This is a genomic window from Streptomyces sp. NPDC004629, assembly GCF_042873595.1.
Taxonomy (GTDB): Bacteria; Actinomycetota; Actinomycetes; order Streptomycetales; family Streptomycetaceae; genus Streptomyces.
Genome location: NZ_JBIALO010000002.1, coordinates 205,430 through 223,694 on the forward strand (window position 1 = coordinate 205,430; position 18,265 = coordinate 223,694).

Annotated in this window: 18 protein-coding genes; 11 read left to right on the forward strand and 7 right to left on the reverse strand. The window is 71.6% G+C overall.

Going from position 1 to position 18,265, the window contains the following annotated elements; translation table 11 throughout:
- Positions 1-623 precede the first annotated feature (623 nt).
- On the reverse strand, positions 624-1,094 hold the full coding sequence (locus ACFYTE_RS03860; protein WP_388704479.1) for a universal stress protein: 471 nt from the start codon (positions 1,092-1,094) through the stop codon (positions 624-626).
- A 90-nt stretch (positions 1,095-1,184) separates the two neighbouring features.
- On the opposite strand from ACFYTE_RS03860, the gene ACFYTE_RS03865 reads away from it, so the two are divergent.
- Both ACFYTE_RS03865 and ACFYTE_RS03870 read left to right on the forward strand, forming a co-directional pair.
- Positions 1,185-1,325, forward strand: a complete 141-nt coding sequence (locus tag ACFYTE_RS03865; RefSeq protein ID WP_388704482.1) for a hypothetical protein — start codon at positions 1,185-1,187, stop codon at positions 1,323-1,325.
- Between the two features lie 190 nt (positions 1,326-1,515).
- Entirely contained in the window at positions 1,516-2,355 is an 840-nt protein-coding gene (locus ACFYTE_RS03870) for a polysaccharide deacetylase family protein (protein ID WP_388704485.1), read from the forward strand.
- 43 nt (positions 2,356-2,398) lie between these two features.
- On the opposite strand, the gene ACFYTE_RS03875 is transcribed toward ACFYTE_RS03870, so the two are convergent.
- On the reverse strand, positions 2,399-3,070 hold the full coding sequence (locus tag ACFYTE_RS03875; RefSeq protein ID WP_388704488.1) for a class F sortase: 672 nt from the start codon (positions 3,068-3,070) through the stop codon (positions 2,399-2,401).
- 163 nt (positions 3,071-3,233) lie between these two features.
- On the opposite strand from ACFYTE_RS03875, the gene ACFYTE_RS03880 reads away from it, so the two are divergent.
- A complete protein-coding gene (locus ACFYTE_RS03880; protein WP_388704491.1) occupies positions 3,234-4,103 on the forward strand; it encodes a hypothetical protein in 870 nt (289 codons plus the stop codon).
- A gap of 122 nt (positions 4,104-4,225) precedes the next feature.
- Here ACFYTE_RS03880 and ACFYTE_RS03885 read toward each other — a convergent pair whose 3' ends face one another.
- The 3 genes from ACFYTE_RS03885 to ACFYTE_RS03895 all read right to left on the reverse strand — a co-directional run bounded on the left by ACFYTE_RS03885 (position 4,226) and on the right by ACFYTE_RS03895 (position 6,407).
- Positions 4,226-4,801 (reverse strand): hypothetical protein, encoded by a 576-nt coding sequence (locus ACFYTE_RS03885; RefSeq protein ID WP_388704492.1) that lies wholly within the window; start codon positions 4,799-4,801, stop codon positions 4,226-4,228.
- A gap of 225 nt (positions 4,802-5,026) precedes the next feature.
- A complete protein-coding gene (locus ACFYTE_RS03890) occupies positions 5,027-5,791 on the reverse strand; it encodes a hypothetical protein (protein WP_388704494.1) in 765 nt (254 codons plus the stop codon).
- Positions 5,792-5,840: 49 nt separating this feature from the next.
- Positions 5,841-6,407: a hypothetical protein gene (locus tag ACFYTE_RS03895; RefSeq protein WP_388704495.1), complete on the reverse strand. Its 567-nt coding sequence runs from the start codon at positions 6,405-6,407 to the stop codon at positions 5,841-5,843.
- Between the two features lie 515 nt (positions 6,408-6,922).
- On the opposite strand from ACFYTE_RS03895, the gene ACFYTE_RS03900 reads away from it, so the two are divergent.
- From ACFYTE_RS03900 to ACFYTE_RS03910, 3 genes are all read left to right on the forward strand, one after another.
- On the forward strand, positions 6,923-7,879 hold the full coding sequence (locus ACFYTE_RS03900) for an SCO0930 family lipoprotein (RefSeq protein ID WP_388704497.1): 957 nt from the start codon (positions 6,923-6,925) through the stop codon (positions 7,877-7,879).
- Between the two features lie 306 nt (positions 7,880-8,185).
- Positions 8,186-9,007, forward strand: coding sequence for an SAM-dependent methyltransferase (locus ACFYTE_RS03905; protein WP_388704499.1), 822 nt, complete (start codon positions 8,186-8,188; stop codon positions 9,005-9,007).
- Positions 9,004-11,148 carry a putative bifunctional diguanylate cyclase/phosphodiesterase gene (locus tag ACFYTE_RS03910; protein WP_388704500.1) on the forward strand — a complete coding sequence of 715 codons (2,145 nt, stop codon included), beginning with the start codon at positions 9,004-9,006 and terminating at the stop codon, positions 11,146-11,148. Before ACFYTE_RS03905 ends, ACFYTE_RS03910 begins: the two co-directional genes overlap by 4 nt.
- Before the next feature lie 245 nt (positions 11,149-11,393).
- On the opposite strand, the gene ACFYTE_RS03915 is transcribed toward ACFYTE_RS03910, so the two are convergent.
- Positions 11,394-12,281: a LysR family transcriptional regulator gene (locus ACFYTE_RS03915; RefSeq protein WP_388704503.1), complete on the reverse strand. Its 888-nt coding sequence runs from the start codon at positions 12,279-12,281 to the stop codon at positions 11,394-11,396.
- 130 nt (positions 12,282-12,411) lie between these two features.
- Here ACFYTE_RS03915 and ACFYTE_RS03920 point away from each other — a divergent pair, with 130 nt between their 5' ends.
- The 5 genes from ACFYTE_RS03920 (at position 12,412) to ACFYTE_RS03940 (ending at position 17,935) form a co-directional block, all read left to right on the forward strand.
- On the forward strand, positions 12,412-13,083 hold the full coding sequence (locus ACFYTE_RS03920; protein ID WP_388705162.1) for a succinate dehydrogenase: 672 nt from the start codon (positions 12,412-12,414) through the stop codon (positions 13,081-13,083).
- Position 13,084: 1 nt separating this feature from the next.
- Entirely contained in the window at positions 13,085-15,043 is a 1,959-nt protein-coding gene (locus ACFYTE_RS03925; protein WP_388704506.1) for a fumarate reductase/succinate dehydrogenase flavoprotein subunit, read from the forward strand.
- The gene (locus tag ACFYTE_RS03930; RefSeq protein WP_388704510.1) at positions 15,040-15,780 is read left to right on the forward strand and encodes a succinate dehydrogenase/fumarate reductase iron-sulfur subunit; all 741 of its coding nucleotides are present in this window, start codon (positions 15,040-15,042) and stop codon (positions 15,778-15,780) included. The genes ACFYTE_RS03925 and ACFYTE_RS03930 overlap by 4 nt, the downstream gene beginning before the upstream one ends.
- Positions 15,781-16,316: 536 nt before the next feature.
- Positions 16,317-17,087 carry a GNAT family N-acetyltransferase gene (locus ACFYTE_RS03935; protein WP_388704512.1) on the forward strand — a complete coding sequence of 257 codons (771 nt, stop codon included), beginning with the start codon at positions 16,317-16,319 and terminating at the stop codon, positions 17,085-17,087.
- The gene (locus ACFYTE_RS03940; RefSeq protein ID WP_388704515.1) at positions 17,087-17,935 is read left to right on the forward strand and encodes a lysophospholipid acyltransferase family protein; all 849 of its coding nucleotides are present in this window, start codon (positions 17,087-17,089) and stop codon (positions 17,933-17,935) included. The genes ACFYTE_RS03935 and ACFYTE_RS03940 overlap by 1 nt, the downstream gene beginning before the upstream one ends.
- An 80-nt stretch (positions 17,936-18,015) precedes the next feature.
- Here ACFYTE_RS03940 and ACFYTE_RS03945 read toward each other — a convergent pair whose 3' ends face one another.
- Positions 18,016-18,207: an antitoxin gene (locus tag ACFYTE_RS03945; protein ID WP_388704517.1), complete on the reverse strand. Its 192-nt coding sequence runs from the start codon at positions 18,205-18,207 to the stop codon at positions 18,016-18,018.
- Positions 18,208-18,265 lie beyond the last annotated feature (58 nt).

Genomic DNA, 18,265 nt, shown 5'->3' on the forward strand with positions numbered 1-18,265 from the left:
GATCATGATGGCCCCCACCCGCGCTCCACGAAAGACACCACACACGAATCCACCCCCCGCCACAACCCCGGACACCGCGTCCGTCGTCGGCGTACTGCCTCTCATGCCTCGCGGGGGCGACGAGCAGGGTCACGGCGGGGTCGTCGTGGCGCTCGTGTGACAGCTCCTGACCGCGCTCAACGCCTCGCCCCGCGCCGCGTTCGTCTCGTTGCTGTACTGCTTCTCATGTCCCGCTGCCGCCCCGCGGGGGCGGTGAGGCGTGGTGGCCGGGGCGGCGAGCAGGGGCCCGGTCCGGTCGCCGCGGCCGTTTCGGGCAGAGGGTGCGCCGAGTGGTCTGCGACAGGCCGGTGACGGTGGCTTTCCCCGCCCGCGCTCAACGCCCCGCGTCGCGTTCGCTGCCTCGGCGTACCGCTTCGCGCGCTGTCGCCGCCTCGGGCACGGCCCGGTCGTCGGCCGGGGCCGTCTTCAGGAAGGGGCGGGCCGGTGTCGGCGGCTTGCCCGGTGGGGGTGGGCGCCGGACGGGCTTGGCGCGGGCCGCTTGGTCGATCCGCGGCGGGGTCGTCCTGGGGTCTCGGTTTCTCGTTGTGGGGTCTGGCTGTGTCTGGCGGGCGGCGTGGCCCCGGCTAGGGGACCACCGTCACCGGCCAGCGGCCCGCCTTCACCAGGCGGATCGCCACCGAGCCGATGATCCGGTGGCCCGCCTGCTCGGACGCGCCGACCACGACCGCGTCGGCCTTCAGCTCGTCGGCCGCCCTCACCAGGCCGCTGTAGGGATCGCCACGGAACGTGTGGAACTCCCAGCGCACGTCGAATATCCCCTTGACCTGCTCGGCGGACTCACGGATGTGGGTGACGAGGTCCTCGGCGATCTCGTCCGTCGTCTCCGCCACCGGCGCCCCGAGCGCGGCCCCCGCCGCCATCACCGGCTGCACATAGACGACCGCGAGCAGCGCGTGCTGCCGCCGGGCCAGACCGGCGGCATAGGCGGCGGCCCGCAGCGAGGACTCGGAGCCGTCCACCCCGGCCACGATGACCTTCGGCCCGTCCGTGCCCCGCTCGAACCTGTGCGCATGCTGTTCGTGCTGTTCCGTCACGGCCGTGAGGCTATCGGAAGCCGCAGGTCCCGCTCCCCTGCGGGAGCCCTCGACGGGGGAGCGGCCCCCGCGGTTCCTACAGCCGAAACCATGAGTGCCACCGCGGAGGCCGCTCAGGGGAAGGACGCCACGGACCCGACACCGCCTACTCGGAGTCGATCGGATGCCATGTTCCTGACCGGACTGGCGATCCGGGAGCCCCTGCCCTTCCCGCTCGTCCACCGCCGCTGACGCAGGCCCTGAAGGGGCGCGGGGAACGGCGCGCTCGGCCATAACACACCCGCACCCCGGCGGGCGGCGTGCCGTACCACGGTGGGGCGCCCGACCCCGGACAAAGCGCGGCTGCGCCGTGCGGGTGGAATCCCGTCGCCGTACCGGTGTGCGAGTGATGCGCCGACGCCCCGAGGGCGAGTGATGAGTCATGAAAAAGGATCAAATGCTCACGCGGCGCCGCGTGCTGCTCGCCGGTGCCGCCGTCATGGGAGCGGCCGGCACCGCCGACCTCTTCCTGACCGGCCGCACGGGCACGGCCCCCGCACGCTCCGGTGCACCCGCGGCCGGACCCGGTGCACGGGCCGCGGTCAAGTCCTCCGTGTTTCGCCTGCGGCCGCTGACCGGTGACGGACCGGCACGCACCCCGCCCGCCAGGACCCCCGTACGGAAGGAGCCGATCCTGCGCATGCCCGGCACCGGCCGGCGCATGCTGCTGACCTTCGACGACGGCCCCGACCCCGCCTACACCCCGCACATCCTGGACACCCTCGCGAAGTACGACGTCCGCGCGACGTTCTTCGTGTGCGGCGAGATGGCCGAGTGGAACGGGTACCTGCTGGCAAGGATGGCCGACGAGGGACACGTCGTCGGCAACCACACCTGGTCCCATCCGCGGCTCACCGAGCTGAGCCGGGCACAGATCCGCTCCGAGATGGAACGCACCAGCGAGGCCATCGCGAAGGGCTACGGCGAGCACCCCCGCTGGTTCCGCGCGCCGTACGGCGCCTGGAACCGGGCGGCCTTCCAACTGGGCGCCGAGATGGGCATGGAGCCGCTGGCCTGGACGGTGGACAGCCTGGACTGGACCAAGCCGGGCACCCGCACCATCATCGACCGGATCGAGCGCGGCGCCGCCCCCGGCGTCGTGGTGCTCTCCCACGACGCCGGGGGCGACCGCTCGCAGAGCGTCGGCGCCCTGCGCCGCTATCTGCCCTGGCTGCTGGACAACGGCTACCACCTGATCGTCCCCAAGCGGCCCTATGGCTGAGCGGCCGGCCGGCCGCCCGCTCAGTCACAGGGCCGGGACACCGTCAGCGGACCTCGGCCAGGCGGGCGAAGACGACGACGTTCCCGTCGTAACCGTTCTGCTTGGAGAACCCGCCTCCGCAGGTGATCACCCGGAGTTCGGGCGTGCCCTTGGAGCCGTAGACCCGGTCGCCGGGGAAGCTGTTCTTCGCGAAGACCTCGACACCGTAGATCTCGAAGACCGCCGTCTTCCGGTCCTTGCGCCGGACCTCGATCCGGTTTCCCTTCTTCAGGGACCCCAGTCCGTAGAACACCGCGGGGCCGGACGAGTTGTCCACATGCCCGACGATGACGGACGTCCCCTTTTCCCCGGGCGAGACGGCACCCGTGTACCAGCCGGCCAGGTTCGGGTCCTCCGGCGGCGGCGCGGTCACCCAGCCGTCCGCGTCCAGGCCGACCGGTGTGACCGGGGCGTCCACCCGGATCGCCGGGATCATCACCCGCTCCGCGGCGGAGAACGGCAGCGCGTCCGGCGCGCCGGCGAAACCGGTGCCGGGTACGGGGCTGTCGGCGGCCGCGTTCTGCGCGGGCTGCGGCGGTCCGACGTCGAACTCGCCCGACCCGTTCCGGATCAGCGCGAGACCGGTCAGCAGAACAAGTGCTATCACGCCCCACGGAGCGCGCTTCCTGTGCCGTTCCTCCTCTTCGGGAAGCTCGGACAGCTCGAACGCAGACATTCGCCATCCCCTCTCGGCGCGGCTGTCGCCGCGTCACTCACGCATACGAGAACGCTAAGTCGCGCGCGGACGGGCGGCGACGGGGGCGATGGCGAACGGGTTACCGGGACGCCCTTCGGTGCGCCATCCGAGGTGCGGCCGAGAGGAATTTATCTGACGGTCCGTGACCTGGGACAACATCCGATTGTGCGCTTTTGGTTCAGCGTGTCCGATCACCGGGACGGAGCATTCTCGACATGCGGGCGTGTTCCGTTCATCCGAAGGTCGACCTCGGAGGTGCTTTTTCGCCGATCGACCGGGGACGGGTCCCGGGGTGCCTCTCGCGGAGGATCACATGGGTAACACTCGCGCCCTGGCGGCCACGGCCATCGCCGTCGCCGTCCTCGGGCTCGCCGCCCCCACGGCCGTCGCGGACGGCGTGGGCAACGGGGGCGGACCGAGCAACACCGGCGGCGTCAACGGCACCGGCGTCCTGCCCGGCGGTGGAATCGCTCCGGGCGGCGTTCTGCCCGGCGGTGGAATCGCTCCGGGCGGCGTCGTTCCGGGCGGTGGAGTCGTTCCGGGCGGTGGCGTCTTTCCGGGTGGTGGATTCGGCCCGGGTGGAGTCTTTCCGGGCGGCGGCTACTTTCCCGGCGGTGGGTTCGTGCCGGGCGGGGTCGGACCGGGCCTCGTCGTTCCGGGCGGCGGCTACTTTCCCGGCAACAACGGCTTGCGCCCGGGCAACGGCCGTGAAGGCAACGGCCGTGAAGGCTTCGGTCGTGAGGGCCTTGGCCGGGAAGGCTTCGGCCGGGAGGGCATCAGTCGAGAGGGCGTTGGCCGAGAAGGCCTTGGTCGTGAGGGCCTCGGCAACGGTCGCGAGGGCATTCGGCCCGGAAACGACATCAGGCCGGGCCCGGTCCACGGCGGTTTCGGAGGCTCCGTCACCTCCGGAGCGGCCCCGGCCGACATGGCCATCGGCGGCGGCCTGGTGGCGGCGGGTGTGATCGGCGGCGGCGTGTTCTGGGTGCGCCGTCGGCACGAGAAGCGGATCTGACCCGGCGACCACCGTGCCGGTGGCCGCCACGCGCGGAGCGGAGCGCACGCGGCCGGACCTTCGCCCAGGATCCCGTGGCGGATCGTGGGCGAAGGTCCGGCCGCGTGGTCCGGGCGGCACGGTCAGGTGTCGTCGCCGGTGCGGCGGTGCGCGAGCCGCCAGGCGGTGCCGACCGCCCCGGCGGTCAGCACCGTGCCCAGGCCGATCTCCCCGAGGTCGAACCCGGCGATGCTGCCGCCGTCGCCGGCCTGCACCGCGCCCGGGACCGGCGTGCCCGTCAAGCCGCCGTCCCCGGGAGACTGAACGGCCGGCCCGGAGTCCCGGCCGCCGTCGGCAGGCCCTTCCGCGATCTTCAGGTTCGTCGAGCCGCTCGCCCCGTCGCAGCTGAACGTCACCCGGTACGAGGAGCCGGACTTGACGTCCGGGCCGATCGTGGTCGTGGCCGACGACCGCCCCGACGGGATGCGGACCGTCTCGAAGACCTCCGAGGTGACCGTGGCGCCGCCCGTGCAGCCGTCGTTGCGGTCCAGGCGCAGGTTGACCTTGCCGCCCGCGGTGATGGTGGACGGTTCCACCCCGAAACCGAACGGCGTGACGGTGTGGCTGCCGCCGCCGTCCTCCGCCACGGCGGCCGGGGCGCACAGGACGAGGGCGCCGGTGCCCAGCAGTGCGGCCGAAGCGACGCGTATCGCGCGCATGGTGTTTCCTCCGGTACCCGAGGAGCAGCCCGCGGACCTCTGCCGCTTGCGCCGTGCGTGCACCTCGATGTCCGGAACGCTAGGAATGTTCGCGCGGGTGCGCGAACCCAGTAGCGCGAACGGGTCATCTCCGGCGGCCGTTCGGGCGAAATCCCCGTTGCGGACGGGGGTGTGCGCGGTGCGGCGCACACCCCTCCGGCGGTCCGCCGTGGCGGGCCGGGCCTCTCAGCCCTTGATGTTCGGGAAGAGGTCCAGGAACGGCTGTGCCGTCGCGTCCATGCCCCGGCTGTAGGGGGAGTCGAAGATCCAGATCAAGAAGAGCATGAACGCGATCGTGGCGGAGAACAGCCCGGCGAGGACCAGTTCCCGCGGGGTGCGCCGGATCTGCAGGGCGAACACCATACCGACGGTGACCACCGCTCCGAAGAACAGCCCGAACCACACCACGCCGGGCATCGTGGCCCCCGTGGAGTCGGCGCGGGCGCTGCGCGCCTGGTCCACCGCCGTCACCTGGTCGACCAGCGGTTGGTAGGCCTGCGCCTCGAAGTCCGTCCTCGGCTGGTAGTCGGTGACGTCGCGGCGGATGCGGTCGAGCAGCCGGGCGCCGGTGTCGGTGAGGCGGTCGTCGCGCTCCATCGTCTTCCACTCGGTGCGGACGACGTGTCCGGCATAGGCGTTGACGTCGGCCCGAATGGCGTCGCGGATGTCGGGCGGGTAGACCCGGACCCGTTCCGAGATCTCGTGCAGCGCCTGGGCCTCCGCCTGCACATGGTCCTGGGCGGCGCTGCGGGCCTCCCAGACCCCGGCGATGGCCAGACCCAGGACGATGGCGTAGACGACGCCGATCCACATGGTCATGTACTCGATGACGTCGGGGGTCTCGCTGGGGTCGTCGTCCTCGGCGGCGGTCCGGTGCCGTACGAGGGTGATGACGACCACCACGGCGCACGCGCCCAGCATCGCGAGGACGAGAACAAGCCAATCCGACAACGGGTGCCTCCAGGAACGAGCGAATCGTGGAGCCGGCGCGGTTCCGGGGTCAGCGGGGACGCAGCGCGGCGACGGCGACGATCGCGGGGATGGTGATGAGCAGGACATAGGTGACCGGGGAGGTCCGGTTGTGCGCCGGGGGGTCGGCCGGCCGGGGGCGGTAGCGCGGATAGCTGACCGGGGTCGCGGAGGGCCGCGGGGCGGGCTCGGCCGACGGCCGGGGTGCGGGAGCCGGGGTACGGGTCGGCGTCGGCTTCGGCGTCGGGGTGGGGGCCGGCCGCGGCGGGGCCGGCGGCAGGGCCCGCGGGGCCGGCGGCTTCGGCTTCGGCGGTGGCGGCGGTTCGGGCGTGGGCTTCGGTGGTGTGGGCTTCGGCGGTGGTGACGGGGGTGGGGGCGGCGTCGGCGTGGGCGTCGGTGTGGGCGTCAGGCAGGGCGGAGGAATCGGCCAGGAGCCGCCCGCGACGGCCACCGCCACCGTGCCCTCCGGGCCGGTGGCGGCGTAGGCGCAGGCGTCGGCCCTGGCCGTGCCGACCGGACAGCCCACGAAGGCCCACACCAGCGTCACCAGGGCCAACGCCCTTGCCACGGGCGGGAATCGGGTCGCTTCGGGTTGCACGACCGAGATCATGGAGTGTGGAGAGTCCGGCCACGCCGCAGAGTCCGCGGATTGCCCCGAAGGGGGGAAGCGGCTTTCGGGCGGTTTGAACGCCGAGCCCCCGAAACCCGCTCCGTGCGCACGCATGTACGCATGTACACCACCCCGGAAGGCCCCGGCAACTTCGGAGTCACCCCCAGGGCCAGCCCACCCAGGGGCGCGGGGAACTGCGCGCCCGGCCCCCACCCACCCGCACCGGCGCTCCCCCCGATCCCCAACGGCGCATGTGGGTGTCGGGAGTACGGGGAGATACGGCGCCGTGGTCAGGGTGCCGTCACCTGCCGCCTACTGGCCCGCACCGCAGGCCGGCCCGTGTTCCGGGGGCGCTCGCGCTGCCGCATCCGTCGCGGTGTGCCACGGACGCCGCCAAGAAATCTTCGGGACGGTTGAACACGATGGCCCGTTGCGTCCGTACCCAGTGTCGTGCGGCGGCGCAGCGAGCGCTGCAATATCCAGGCGATAATGGGGAGTTGACGATGAAGACCTCGTGGCGGGCCGCCTCACTGGTGGCGACGGCCGCTTCGGTGCTGGCACTGACGACGGCGTGCGGTCAGGACAATGTCACCACCCCCTCGTCGGCGGCCCAGAACGTCGGGGCCACGGCCGCGGCGGGCGGATACGGTGGCGTCGGCACGGGGACCGGCGCGGGCAACGGCTACGGCGCCGACGGCAGCCAGAGTTCCGGCTCCCCGAGCCCGGCCGCGCCGGCGGGAGCCCTCACGGTCGCCGCCAACCCCGATCTGGGCAAGGTAGTGACCGACGGCTCGGGCCTCACCCTCTACCGCTTCGACCAGGACACCGCCAAGCCGCCCAAGTCGAACTGCGACGGCGACTGCGCAACGACCTGGCCGCCGGTGCCCGCGGACGACGCGACCGCCGGCACCGGCATCGACAAGGCCCTGCTCGGCGAGGTGACCCGCGCCGACGGCAGCAAGCAGCTGACCGTGGGCGGCTGGCCCGCCTACCGTTACGCGAAGGACGTCAACGTCGGTGACGTCAACGGCCAGGGCGTGGGCGGCAAGTGGTTCGCGCTCGCCCCCGACGGCAAGAAGGCGGCCCAGTCGGACCTGCCCGGCCTGTCCACCCGCAAGGACCCCAAGCTGGGCGAGATCGTCGTCGACAAGAACGGCATGACGGTCTACCGCTTCATGAAGGACAAGGCGTGGCCCAAGCCCGTCTCGAACTGCACCGGAGACTGCCTGGAGAAGTGGCCGGCGGTCGCGCCGGTCGACGCCGACGACACCAAGGGCGTAGAGAAGAAGGGCCTGATGGGCTTCACCCGGTCCGACGGCGCCAAGCAGATGACCGTCGACTGCTGGCCGATCTACACCTTCGCCGGTGACGAGGCCCCGGGGGACACCAACGGTCAGGGCGTGGGCGGCACCTGGTACGCCGTCGCGCCCGACGGCAAGCCGGTCGGCGCGCCCAAGTAGGGATCACCTCCCCAGGGTTGATCTTGCCACCCCAGTCAGCATCGGACCACCGCGGAAGGGAGGGACGACGGCAAGCGAGTGCCGGACGCACGACACCAGGCGCACGACCACCGGTCCGCCCCCTCCGCACCGCACGGAGGGGGCGGACCGCTGCGCGAGCACACCGTCACGCTGCGGCGTCGTTCCGGCACGTGCCGGAGGCAGTGACCGGGAACGGATGGTCAATTTCCGTTTCGGGTCGCTCCATTGGCGGACGATCAGTAGCCTCAGCTCGAACACTGGATCGCCTACGCCTTGGAGAGGTACATGGAGCGTCCCGCCTGGGCCCCACGGAGCATCGACATCACGGTGCCGAGCGTTGCGCGTATCCACGACTACTACCTGGGCGGTTCGTACAACTTCGAGGTCGACCGGGAGGCGGCCCGCAAGGCCATGGAGTTCCTGCCGGGACTCCCGAAGATCATGCAGGCGAACCGGGCGTTCATGCGTCGCGCCGTGCGCTTCGCGGTGGGGGAGGGCATCACCCGGTTCCTCGACATCGGCTCCGGCATCCCCACGTTCGGCAACGTCCACGAGGTGGCCGGGGCGGCCCTGCCGGGCGCCCGCGTGGTGTACGTCGACCACGACCCGGTGGCGGTCGCGCACAGCCAGGCGGTGCTGGCGGGCAACGAGAACGCGGGCGTCGTCGCCGCGGACCTCCGTAAGCCCCGGGAGATCCTGTCGAGCCCCGAGGTCCGGTCACTGATCGACCAGAATCGGCCAGTGGCGCTCCTGCTCGTTGCCATACTGCACTTCGTGGAAGACGCGGACGACCCCTACGGTGCGGTGGCCGAGCTGCGCGATGCACTCGCGCCGGGCAGCCTGCTGATCCTCACCCATGCCTCGTACGAGGGAATCCCGCTGCCGCCCGAACGGGCCGCGGGCGCGGTCGACGTGTACAAGGACATTCGCAACCCGCTGATCATGCGCTCGCGCGAGGAGATCGCGCGGTTCTTCGAGGGGTACGACATGGTGGAACCCGGACTGGTGGCGATGCCGCGCTGGCGCCCGGAGCCGGAACCGGAGGGCCCGGACGACGAGGATCCGTTCGCCTTCTCCGGCTTCGCGGGCGTGGGGCGTACGGCGTGATCGCGGAGCCGGACGGGCCGGAGGACAGACTGCGGCGGTTCGCGACGATCTGGAGCCGGGCCGTGTTCCCGGTGACCTCGACGTCGCTGACCCGGTCGGAGTTCGAGGAACAACTCCTGCCGCTCGCGCGCCGGCTGAGCCGTGCGCTGCGTCGGCGCGGCTTCGACGCGGAGGAGGCGAAGGCGGTCGGCGCCGCGCTGATCGACGCGCACTGCACCGACCCGGAGGCGCTGACCCGCACCCTGGACTGCGTCGACGCCTACCTGGTGCTGTACTGCGGCGAGGACGGGCCGCAGGACGAACTGCGCATGCGCTGCTCCCGGTTGCAGCACGCCATGGCGGCCGGGTTCGCGCAGGCGCTGCGCGAGCGGACCCTGGCCGAGCAGGAGGCCATCGCCCGGGCCGCGTTGCAGGCCCAGGGGGTGGTGGCGAAGGCGCTGCACGCCAGTGACGCCCGCTTCCGCGCGGTGTTCGAGGGCGCGGCCATAGGGATCGGCATCGCCGACCTCGAAGGCCGGGTGCTCCAGGTCAACGAGGCGCTGCTGCGCATGTTCGGGCTCTCCGAACAGGCGCTGCGCGGCCGCCGGGTACCGGAGTGGACGCACCCCGAGGACGCGCCGCAGACCTGGCGGCTCTACGACGAACTCGTGCGGGGCGAGCGCGAGCACTACCACGTGGAGAAGGCGTTCAACCGCACCGACGGAACCGTGCTGTGGACGAATCTCACGGTCTCCTTGCTGCGCGACGCGGACGGCAACCCGCAGTACCAGCTCGCGCTCATGGAGGACACCACCGAGCGGCGGCTGCTCAACCTGCGGCTGCGCTACGAGGCCACGCACGACGCGCTCACCGGACTGCCCAACCGCACCCTGTTCTTCGAACGCCTGGAGAAGGCGCTCGGCGCGGGCGAGGGCCAGCGCTTCGGTCTGTGCTACCTGGACCTGGACGGCTTCAAGACCATCAACGACAGCCTGGGCCACGCGGCCGGCGACCGGCTGCTGGTCGAGGTCGCCGACCGGCTCCAGGCCTGCGCCACCGCGCCCGGCGAGATGGTCGCACGGCTCGGCGGCGACGAGTTCGTGGCGCTGACCACCGGGCCCGAGACCGAGCAAGAGGTCGACGAGCTGGCCGAGCGCATCATGAACGCCCTCGTCACCCCGGTCAGCGTCGACGGCCGTGAGCTGCTCGTGCGGGGCAGCATCGGCATCGTGGAGGGCCCGGCGGGCGAGCGTACCGCCGCGGAGGTGCTGCGCAGCGCCGACATCACCATGTACCGGGCCAAGTCGGCGGGCGGCAACCGCTTCGAGTTGGCCGACGCGGAGGCCGACGCCCGCGCCATCACCCGGCACGGGCTGACCACGGCGCTGCCGACGGCCCTGGAGCGCGGCGAGTTCTTCATCGAGTACCAGCCGCTGGTGCACCTCGGCGACGGCAGCGTCCGCGGGGCCGAGGCGCTGGTCCGCTGGCTGCATCCGCAGCACGGGGTCATCGGCCCCGACCGGTTCATCCCGCTCGCCGAGCACACGGGGCTGATCGTTCCGCTGGGCCGCTGGGTCCTGGAGCAGTCGGTGCGCCAGGCGCGCGAGTGGCGGGAACGGTACGGCGAGCAGACGCCGAGCGGTCCGCTGCGCATCAACGTCAATCTCTCGCCCTGCCAGCTCAGCCATCCCGGTCTGGTCCAGGACACGGTGGAGATCCTGGAGCGCACCGGCGTCGCCCCCGACGCGCTGTGCCTGGAGGTCACCGAGTCCGCGCTGATCGGCGCGGACGACGACCTGCTCAAGCCGTTGCGCCGGCTGGCCGAGATGGGCGTGGACATCGCCCTGGACGACTTCGGTACCGGCTACTCCAACCTCGCCAACCTGCGCCGTCTGCCGGTGAGCATCCTCAAGCTGGACCGATCCTTCACCCAGGGCATGCAGCGGTTCCCGGCCGATCCCGTCGACCTCAAGATCGTGGAGGGGATCGTTTCGCTCGCCCACAGCCTTGATCTGGCGGTCACCGTGGAGGGCGTGGAGACCGGTGCGCAGGCCGAACAACTGCGCATACTGGGCTGCGACACGGCCCAGGGCTGGTACTACGCCCGCCCCGGCCCCCCAGAACGCCTCCACCACCTGGCCCTGGCAGACGCAACAACCTGACCACGTACGGTCACCCACGCAGTCCCCCGCCCCTTAGGGGGCGCGGGGAACGGCGCGAGCAACCACGACGCACCCGCACTCCCCGACGGCGCGATAGCGATCCGGCGCTACGGCGAAGGGGCGCGGGGAACTGCGCAAAGACCCGCACCCCCACCCACCCGCACCCTCCACCAACACCGCACCCCCCACCCACCCACACGCCCCCACAACCCGCACCCCCCACCGCCAAAGCGGCGCAGCCACCGTCAACGTTCGAGCAACATCCGCTGCAACTCCCGCGCGGCCCGCGGCGGCGCCACGTCACTGCGGTGCGCCAGCGCAATCGTCCGATGCAACCCCGGCCGGGCCAACGGAGTGACCCGCAGGCCCCGCCCCGACCGTGTAGCGACCATCCGCGGCACGACGGCCACCCCCAACCCGGCCCGCACAAAACCCAGCACCGCGTCCATCTCACCGCCCTCCACCGCGAAATCCGGCTCGAACCCAGCGGAGCGACACGCGGCGACGGTCAGCTCCCGCAGGTCGTACCCGTGCCGGAACATCACCAGGCGCGCACCCTCCAGGTCGGCGATCCGCACGGGGCGGCGTCCGCCGAGGCCCGGCGCCGGGGCCTCCGGCGAGGAGACCACCACCAGGTCCTCGCGCAGCAGCTCCACCGTGGTCAGCGCGGGCGACGGCGTCGGCAGCGGCAGGACGACCAGCGCCAGATCGAGCGCGCCGCGCGCCAGCTCCCGCACCAGGTCGTGCGAGCCGCCCTCCTCGATCAGCAGCCGGACGCCGGGATAGCGGTCGTGGAAGGCGCGCAGCACGTCCGGGAGCAGGCCGGTGCACAGGCTCGGGGTGGCGCCCAGCCGGACGCGTCCGCTGCGCAACTGCACCAGCTCCTGCACCTCGTACCGGGCGGTGTCCGCGTCGGCCAGGATCCGCCGGGCCAGCGGCAGCAGCGCCTCGCCGGCGTCGGTGAGTGTGATGTTGCCGCGGGCCCGCAGGAACAGATCCGCCCCCAGCTCCCGCTCCAGCGCCCTGATCTGCTGGGACAGCGACGGCTGGGCGACATGGACCAGTTCCGCGGCCCGGGTGAAGTGCCGGGTCTCGGCGACCGCAACGAAGTACTGAAGTTGCTGGAACTGCATCAGGTCAGCATAGCCCTGCCATAGCCTGTGCCTATGGAAACCAGCTGGACCATGTCTTGGACCGATAGGGCCGAACGGCCCTAGCGTGCAGGGCATGGCACTGGCAACGCGGACGGACCGACGGCCGTCCATGGCGCGCGCGATGTGGGACAGCTCCGTCGGCAAGAAGACCGTGATGGCGGTCAGCGGCCTGATCATGCTGCTGTACCTGGCCGTCCACATGTTCGGCAATCTGAAGATCTTCTTCGGCCCGGGCGACTACAACCGCTACGGCCACTGGCTGCGCACCATCGGCGAGCCGTTCATGCACTACGAGTGGACGCTGTGGGTCATCCGCGTCGTCCTCGTCGTCGCCGTCGTCGCGCACGCCGTCTGCGCGTACCAGCTCAGCCGCCGCGACCTCAGGGCCCGCCCGAGCAAGTACGTGCACAGGAAGCCGCGGGCGAGCTACGCGACGCGCACCATGCGCTGGGGCGGGATCATCCTCGCCCTGTTCATCGTCTGGCACATCCTGGACCTGACCACCGGCACCGTGCACTCCGGCGGCTTCCAGGAGGGGCACCCCTACCAGAACGTCGTCGACACCTTCTCCACCTGGTACGGCAACGTCATCTACATCGTCGCGATGCTCGCGCTCGGCCTGCATGTGCGGCACGGCTTCTGGAGCGCCGCCCAGACCCTCGGCGTCGGCAGCCGCACCCGCGACCGCGCCCTGAAGGCCGGCGCCAACGTCCTCGCGCTGCTGCTCACGGCCGGCTTCATCGCCGTACCCGTGGGCGTCATGACCGGAGTGGTGAGCTGACATGACCATCCCCACCGCCTACACGGACTACGCGACGGGCGAGCCGGCCGTCGACACCAAGTCCCCGACCGGACCGATCGAGGAGCGCTGGGACAAGCGCCGCTTCGAGGCGAAACTGGTCAACCCCGCCAACCGCCGCAAGCACACGGTCATCGTCGTCGGCACCGGCCTGGCCGGCGGCTCCGCGGGCGCCACACTCGCCGAACAGGGCTACCACGTCGTCCAGTTCTGTTACCAGGACTCCCCGCGCCGTGCCCACTCCATCGCCGCGCAGGGCGGCATCAACGCCGCGAAGAACTACCGCAACGACGGCGACTCGATCCACCGGCTGTTCTACGACACCGTCAAGGGCGGCGACTTCCGCGCCCGCGAGTCCAACGTGCACCGCCTCGCCCAGATCTCCGTCGAGATCATCGACCAGTGTGTGGCCCAGGGCGTGCCGTTCGCGCGCGAGTACGGCGGCCTGCTCGACACCCGCTCCTTCGGCGGCGTCCAGGTCTCCCGCACCTTCTACGCCCGCGGCCAGACGGGCCAGCAACTGCTGCTCGGCGCCTACCAGGCGCTGTCCCGGCAGATCGCCGCCGGGAACGTGGAGATGCACCCGCGCACCGAGATGCTGGACCTGATCGTCATCGACGGGCGGGCCCGCGGCATCGTGGCCCGCGACCTGATCACCGGGAAGACCGACACGTATGTCGCCGACGCCGTCGTCCTCGCCAGCGGCGGCTACGGCAACGTCTTCTACCTGTCGACCAACGCCATGAACTCCAACGCCACCGCGATCTGGCGGGCCCATCGCCGCGGCGCCTACTTCGCCAACCCGTGCTTCACCCAGATCCACCCGACGTGCATCCCGCGCACCGGGGACCACCAGTCCAAGCTCACCCTGATGAGCGAGTCGCTGCGCAACGACGGCCGGATCTGGGTGCCGAAGGCCGAGGGCGACACCCGCCCGCCGAACCGGATCCCCGAGGACGAGCGCGACTACTACCTGGAGCGCATCTACCCGTCCTTCGGCAACCTGGTGCCGCGCGACATCGCCTCCCGCGCCGCCAAGAACGTCTGCGACGAGGGCAGGGGGGTGGGCCCCGGCGGGCAGGGCGTGTACCTGGACTTCGCCGACGCGATCCAGCGGATGGGCCGGAAGGCCGTCGAGGCCAAGTACGGCAACCTCTTCGACATGTACCAGCGGATCACCGACGAGGATCCGTACGAGGTGCCGATGCGCATCTACCCGGCCGTGCACTACACGATGGGCGGCCTGTGGGTCGACTACGACCTGCAGACGACGATCCCCGGCCTGTTCGCCGTCGGCGAGGCCAACTTCTCCGACCACGGCGCCAACCGGCTCGGCGCGTCGGCGCTGATGCAGGGGCTGGCGGACGGCTACTTCGTGCTGCCGGCCACCATCAACGACTACCTGGCCCGCCATCCGCACCAGGAGACGGTCACCGCCGAACACCCCGTCATCCAGGAGGCCCTGGCCGACACCGAGGACCGCCTCAACCTGCTGCTCGCCGTCGACGGCGACCGCACCCCGGACTCCTTCCACCGCGAACTCGGCGAACTCATGTGGGAGTTCTGCGGCATGGCCCGCAGCGACGCCGGACTGCGCAAGGCGCTGGAGCGTATCCCGCAGATCCGTGAGGAGTTCTGGCGGCGCATCAAGGTGCCCGGCACCGGCGAGGAGTTCAACCAGTCGCTGGAGAAGGCCAACCGCATCGTCGACTACCTGGAACTGGCCGAGTTGATGTGCCTCGACGCGCTGCACCGCGACGAGTCCTGCGGCGGCCACTTCCGTGAGGAGTCGCAGACGCCCGACGGCGAGGCGGCCCGCAAGGACGACGCGTTCTCCTACGCCGCCGCCTGGGAGTTCACCGGCACCGGCGAGGCGCCCGTCCTGCACAAGGAAGACCTGGTCTTCGAGTACGTCCACCCCACTCAGCGGAGCTACGCATGAAGCTCACCCTGCGCGTCTGGCGGCAGCGCAACGCCGACGCCGAAGGCGCCATGTCCACCTACGAGGTGGACGGGATCTCCTCCGACATGTCCTTCCTGGAGATGCTCGACACGCTCAACGAGGAACTCATCCTCAAGGGCGAGGACCCGGTCGCCTTCGACCACGACTGCCGTGAGGGCATCTGTGGCGCCTGCAGCCTGGTGATCAACGGCGATGCGCACGGACCCGAGCGCACCACCACCTGCCAGCTGCACATGCGGTCCTTCAAGGACGGCGACACGATCGACATCGAGCCGTGGCGGGCCTCGGCGTTCCCGGTGATCAAGGACCTGGTGGTGGACCGGTCGGCGTTCGACCGGATCATCCAGGCCGGCGGTTACATCACGGCGCCGACCGGGGCCGCGCCCGAGGCCCATGCGACGCCCGTGCCCAAGCCGGACGCCGACTTCGCGTTCGAGCACGCGGAGTGCATCGGGTGCGGGGCGTGCGTCGCCGCGTGCCCGAACGGGGCGGCGATGCTGTTCACCTCCGCCAAGGTCAACCACCTCAACGTGCTGCCGCAGGGTGCGCCCGAGCGGGAGATGCGCGTGCTGGACATGGTGGCGCAGATGGACGAGGAGGGGTTCGGTGGCTGCACGCTCACCGGGGAGTGTGCCACCGCCTGCCCGAAGGGCATCCCACTGGTGTCCATCACGGGCATGAACAAGGAGTGGCTGCGGGCTGTACGTAAGGGGTAGCGCGGGCGGTTTTGCGCAGTTCCCCGCGCCCCTATGGGGATGGGCTGGGGCGTTGTTTCGGGTGCGGGTGGGTTGTGGGTGGTTGCGCAGTTCCCCGCGCCCCTACAGGGGTGGCTCGGGGTGTGGTTCGGGTGCGGGTGCTTCGTGGCTTGTCGCGCAGTTCCCCGCGCCCCTGGCGGGGCTTGCGTGGGGTTTTTCGGGTGCGGGTGCGTCGTGGGTTGTTGCGCAGTTCCCCGTGCCCCTGGTGGGGCTTGCGTGGGGTTTTTCGGGTGCGGGTGCGTCGTGGGTTGTTGCGCAGTTCCCCGTGCCCCTGGTGGCGTTCGCCTTGGGGCGGACGGGCGGGGTCGGGAGTGGTGCTCACCGGCCCCGTCTCGCTTGTGCGGGCCCGCTGAGCGAGCCGTTCAACAACCTCACACCCGCTTTCTCTGCGCCGGTCACGCGGAGGTCAGTCGGCATCGGAAGAACAGGTGCGGCAGACCGAACGCCACCGGTCCGCCGTCCGCTTCGCCGACCCGGCCCGTGACCAGGAGAGAGCCATGACCGGCGTTTCCACCCTCGACCGCCCCCCACAGCCCGCGGCGCCCACCCGCTACACCGTCACGCTCGCCGCCGACGAGGCCGACGTGCGTGCCGCCCAGCGGCTGCGGCACGAGGTCTTCGCCGGGGAGATGGGCGCCCTGCTGTCCACCCCGCAGCCGGGCCACGACATCGACCCCTTCGACGCGTACTGCGACCACCTGCTCGTGCGTGACACCGTGACCGGGCAGGTCGTCGGCACCTACCGGCTGCTGCCGCCGGACCGGGCCGCGGTCGCCGGACGACTCTACTCCGAGGGCGAGTTCGACCTGACCGCGCTCGACGGCATCCGGCCGGGCCTGGTCGAGGTCGGCCGCTCCTGCGTGCACCCCGACCACCGCGACGGCACCGTCATCGGGCTGATCTGGGCCGGGATAGCCCGCTACATGGTGGATCGTGGGCACGAATGGCTGGCCGGCTGCTGCTCCATGCCGCTCGCCGACGGCGGCGCGCTCGCCTCCGCCACCTGGCACCGGGTCAGCGCCAAGCACCTGGCCCCCGAGGAATTCCGGGTACGGCCTCTGCTGCCGTGGGTGCCGAGCACCGAGGCTCCGACCGAGCGGACCGAACTGCCGGCGCTGCTGCGCGGCTACCTCCGGCTCGGCGCCTGGGTGTGCGCCGAGCCCGCGCACGACCCGGACTTCGGGGTCGCCGACCTGTACGTGCTGCTGTCGATGCGCCGGGTGAACCCGCGCTATCTGCGGCACTTCCTCTCGCTCGTCCCGGCCTGATGAGCGTCTGGCTGCCCAGCGCGCCCTGCACCCCGGGGGCGTGTGTGGAGCCGACGGGGTCCGCCACGGCCGTACCGCGCGCCGTGCTGCGGATCACCGGGGTCGCGGTCCTGGTGCTGACCGGGATCGTGCTGTCCCCGCTCGGCGGGAGGATCCCCGCCGGGCTGGTCGGGCGGTGGTGCCGGGCGATCGTGCGGGCCGCCGGGGTCCAGGTCCGCGTCACCGGCACCGCCGCGCCCACCGGCGGTCTGCTCCTGGTGGCCAACCACATCTCCTGGCTGGACATCCCGTTGCTGGCCGCCGTGCGCCCGGCGCGGATGCTCGCCAAGACCGAGATCCGCCGGTGGCCCGTGGCCGGGGCGCTGGTGGCCCGGGCCGGTGTCCTGTTCATCGAACGCGACCGGCTGCGCGCCCTGCCCGGCACCGTCGCCCGTATCGCGCAGGCGTTGCGCGGCGGTGCCGCGGTCGTGGCCTTCCCCGAGGGCAGCACCTGGTGCGGGCGGGCCCAGGGCCGCTTCCACCGGGCCGTCTTCCAGGCCGCTCTCGACGCGGGCGTACCGGTCCAGCCGGTGCGGCTGCACTACCGGGTCGCGGGCGGCCCGGCGAGCACCGCCCCGGCCTTCGTCGGCGAGGACACGCTGCTCGCCTCGATGTGGCGGGTGGCCACGTCGCGCGGGCTGGTGGCCGAGGTGGAGGTCCGGCCGGTGATCCCGGCGGGCAGCCATCCCGATCGCCGTTCCCTTGCCCGCGCCGCCGAACCGGCGGCGCACGAACCCGACTGGACCCATGCGGCCCTGGTCACCGGCGCCTCACGAGTGGAACCGGCGCTAGGCGCCCGCGCGGCCTGAACCGGAGCCGCAGGCACACACCCAGCTACGGCAGGGCCGGGCGGTGCCTCGCGTGGTCGTCTGGTCCGGTGGTCGCGGATCTACGGCTGCGGAGGAGCGTCCCTGTCCTGGCCGCCCAGCTCGTCCTTCATCTTCTGCTGTGCCGTGTCGACCTGGGACTGGTACTTGTTGCCGGTCCTCTCGTCGGCGTAGTCGCCGGCCTTGTCGATGCCCTTGCTCGCCTGGTCCTCGTGCCCTTTGAGCATGCCCTTGAGCTTGTCCATGAGGGACATGGCAACCCTCCTAGCTGATGTAGAGGCTTCTCTCCCAGACTTACCGGCCGGGACACGG